This window comes from Blautia sp. CGZ-1-C1 (genome assembly GCF_056504575.1).
This window is the reverse complement of record NZ_JBWLUT010000043.1, coordinates 1-3,578: the sequence shown is the minus strand read 5'-3', so window position 1 is coordinate 3,578 and position 3,578 is coordinate 1. Positions and strand designations below refer to the sequence as shown.

Below are 3,578 nucleotides of genomic sequence, written 5' to 3'. Positions count from 1 at the left end.
CCTCCCAGAAGGACTAAAACAACCAGCGCAATCGCAAGCATTCCAAGAGAGTTATACCTTACTTTTCTCTTTTTCTTTCTTTTCTTAGAATTACCCAATTTGCCAGCCTTTCTTTTATAGCATAATTATACGCTTTATACCACAGAAGTTTACATCTTTTGACCGGAAATAGCAACCATTTTATCAAAAATTTAATAATTATTACAGGAATCTCCAGGATTTTAGTACAACATTTTACAAAAATGTCTCCGATTGTTTTATGACAGGCATATGCTCCCAACAAAAATCCCAAAACCATAAATAAACGCAGGATTCCCTCATTTGTTCTGTAAATCTCCGAAAAAACAAAGAATGCGCAGCAAAGCCAGTACAGCAGATCTTCCGCCCCGGCAGCCTTGTCTGAATGTACAAAGACATTTCGAATTGCGATCAGAAGATCATAACACAAAAGGAGAACCGCTCCCGCAGCTATTGTCTGAACCAGTAAAAGTAATTCATGATGAATAAATGTACTCATCTTTTACCGAAACATCCTTTTGAGAAAAGATTCCTCCCTGTTATCTGTATTCTTTGACAGATAAGTAAGACTGTCCACTTTTCCTTCCAGATCTACTTCTCCTTTTTCCAGATCAAGCTGCTTCACATGAAGCTGTTCTCCCTTTATTACAAGTTTACCTGCCTGTGTAAAAAGCAGGATTTCTTTTTCATCAAAGGATTTGACATCCTTTACTCCGGTAATTCTGCCACCCTGACGGTTCTCCAGCATCAGGCTGTGAGGTGAAAGTATTTTCTTATCTTCCATCGCCGCCTCCTGTTCACCGCCTCCCGTCCTCTTGTCCGGAGACTATGAACTTCTGACATATCACTTATCAATAGTTTATGTTCGTGAACTATAAAATAGACAACAATCTATTACTTTTTTATATCTGCTACATCTGTCTGTACTATTACTGTTCAATAACGTAAACAAATACTCATAATCAGATTGGCAGTTTTTATATTTTCAGACTGTTAAAGATATTTATACATACTCTCTACGTCTTCTTTTTTCACAGTTTCTTTCACATCCAGAACTTCCACTTTTACATTCTTGCTTCCGAACTGAATTTCGATGGTATCTCCTGTCTTTACCTGTACAGAGGCTTTGGCTGGTTTATCATTTACCAGGACTCTTCCCGCGTCGCAGGCTTCGTTTGCCACTGTACGGCGTTTGATCAGACGTGAAACTTTCAGATATTTGTCTAATCGCATATGCTCTTCTCTCCTATATTCTTTATAATCTGATATCAAGGTCATAAAGTCGTTCGTGCTTGCATGTTAAGACTTTTCATCCTGACATCATATCTGTAAGTAACAAAAAGGGGGAACTTTCGTCCCCCCTGGTTATCGCTTTAATTATTTACCGTTAACCATATCTTTTAAAGCTTTTCCAGCTTTGAATTTCGGTGCCTTAGAAGCTTCGATCTTCATTGTTTCACCAGTCTGAGGATTTCTTCCCTCTCTAGCAGCTCTTTCACTTACTTCAAATGTACCAAATCCAACTAACTGGATTTTTCCGCCATTTTTCAGTTCTTTAGAAACGACATCAACGAAAGATTTCAGAACATCTTCTACGTCCTTCTTGGATAAGTTTGTCTCTTTCGCCATAGCTGCTACTAATTCTGTTTTATTCATGGTGTTTCCTCCTCTAATGATCTCTTTCTTGTTTGGTGGCATCTGCCAAAAGCGACAGAGCTCTATCTTCTATATATATACCTTTTTGCCTATATTGTCAAGGTTTTTCAAAAGATTCGGGCGATTCTGCACACCCTCAAAACGCAGTTTTGGGTACATTTATCAATCTCTAAAAATCACCCGGATAATCCTGAAAACATTCATATCCGAAATTTTCCCATTTTTCTCTTTGTCTGATGAGATTCTGAAGCTTTTCCACATTTTTCTCAGAAGATCCATACCTTCTTGTGTGAATAATAATGATTGGCAAGCTTCCAGTATTTTTCCGGATATGTGAAACGAACTCTTAAGTATTGCCACTCTTGAGGCGATATCGGACGGATTTTATGATATTCCCGGAGCATTTCCCTCGCAAGCTTCAGGTCCCAGTTGTATTTTTCGAGGATTTTTCTCATAAAGCAATACAAATCTGACATCTGAATATCAAAGCTCCAATGTCCGAAATTCGTCACCGCAGTTTTGTCTGTATCACTTTTCAATATTAAAATATTGTGCTGATTATATTCCCCATGACAGACCTGACCTTCCTTCCAAGCTTTTTCCCTGAGATTTTCATACCCTATCTCTTCTAAGAGTTCTACTGCATACTGCGCTCTCTGTAAAAAACGCTCCACGCTGGCCAGATAGTCTTTTTCAAATACACAGGATGCCCCTTTTTTTCGTATAAATTTGCGGATTTTGCGAAGTTCCTGATTATGTCGGAGATACACATCTTTCAGGGACTTTTCCCTGTATTCCTCCACAGGTTCCATTTTCATTAAAATATGTAACCTTGCCAGCGTCCGAACACTTTTTAAGATATCCTCCCGGGATTTAGTATCACACTCTCTCCCTTCATACCAGTGCTGAAGTGTAAATCTTTGTTCATCCTTATCTTTGCTGATCAGACTTTCCTGTGTATTCTGTAAAAAATAATCTGTATTTATACCATTTTTCTGAAGATAGAGCAAAAGTTCCTGTTGTTTTTCCAGCTTCTTTTCAGAGCCACGAAATTCCCTCAAAATTAAAAGTCCCTGCGCTGTATAGCAAAGCAAAGCCCCCCTTGTCCTTGCAGAACGGTCTGCTGTCAGCTCATATTGAGCCAGAGTGCTAAGTCCGTAATCATACAATGACATATCCCCCTCTTATCTTAATACTTTCTATACATATGAAAAAAATCCGGGGGATATACCCTCGGATTTTTAATACTGTTGTTGTCCGTCCTGTTGTTACCGTTCACTTCGTATCCAGTAACGTATTTTGCCATGCATAGACTTTGCAGCTATTTACTTTTCTAACATACTTAGCAATATTTCTTTCTGATTCTTCTCCGGTGCTGCAAGAACTTCTTCCAAAAGACGATTCAGTGTCTCTCCGATTTCCCGTCCCGGCTTATATCCGGCTTCAATCAGGTCTTTGCCTGTGACAGCAAGTGTCTTTAACGATACACACTGATGCTCTTTCAGAATAATTTCGTAAGCTTCTTTCACTTTATCCAGGCGTTCCTGCTTTTCAACGCGTTTGTAGTCGCTCTGCGCCCGCATATCCGCCTGCTGTACTTCCAGATAATATGGAAAAAGATCCTCTCCAATGCGGTTTACTGCGCGGCGTACCGACTTCGTCGTCCCTTCCGGTCTGTCATCATGCCATTTCACCAGACGGGTCACCTTGCGTATCGTGTCATTGTCGAATTTCAGGCGACGAAGAATCTGCCCCGCCATCTTTTCACCTGCACTTCCATGCGTTTTGAAATGGTCTCTTCCATTCTCATCTGTTTTTCGCACAACGGGTTTACCGATATCGTGAAGCAGCATCGTAATACGAAGAACTCTGTCTGCGCGCACATAGCAGAGACTGTGCAGATA

The 3,578-nt window shown here is 40.0% G+C and carries 6 protein-coding genes; all 6 read right to left on the bottom strand.

From position 1 onward, the window contains the following. Positions 1 to 58: 58 nt before the first annotated feature. Entirely contained in the window at positions 59 to 517 is a 459-nt protein-coding gene (yabQ, locus tag AC058W_RS02590) for a spore cortex biosynthesis protein YabQ (protein ID WP_118629746.1), read from the bottom strand. Between the two features lie 3 nt (positions 518 to 520). Beyond that, entirely contained in the window at positions 521 to 802 is a 282-nt protein-coding gene (yabP, locus tag AC058W_RS02585; RefSeq protein ID WP_117677070.1) for a sporulation protein YabP, read from the bottom strand. Positions 803 to 1,011: 209 nt separating this feature from the next. After that, positions 1,012 to 1,251, bottom strand: coding sequence for an RNA-binding S4 domain-containing protein (locus AC058W_RS02580; RefSeq protein WP_008707948.1), 240 nt, complete (start codon positions 1,249 to 1,251; stop codon positions 1,012 to 1,014). 144 nt (positions 1,252 to 1,395) lie between these two features. After that, positions 1,396 to 1,674: an HU family DNA-binding protein gene (locus AC058W_RS02575; protein ID WP_117677071.1), complete on the bottom strand. Its 279-nt coding sequence runs from the start codon at positions 1,672 to 1,674 to the stop codon at positions 1,396 to 1,398. Between the two features lie 266 nt (positions 1,675 to 1,940). Beyond that, the gene (locus AC058W_RS02570) at positions 1,941 to 2,849 is read right to left on the bottom strand and encodes a phosphotransferase (RefSeq protein ID WP_479389670.1); all 909 of its coding nucleotides are present in this window, start codon (positions 2,847 to 2,849) and stop codon (positions 1,941 to 1,943) included. 150 nt (positions 2,850 to 2,999) lie between these two features. After that, positions 3,000 to 3,578 (bottom strand): HD domain-containing protein (locus tag AC058W_RS02565; RefSeq protein WP_479389669.1); only part of this gene is annotated, 579 nt, incomplete at its 5' end.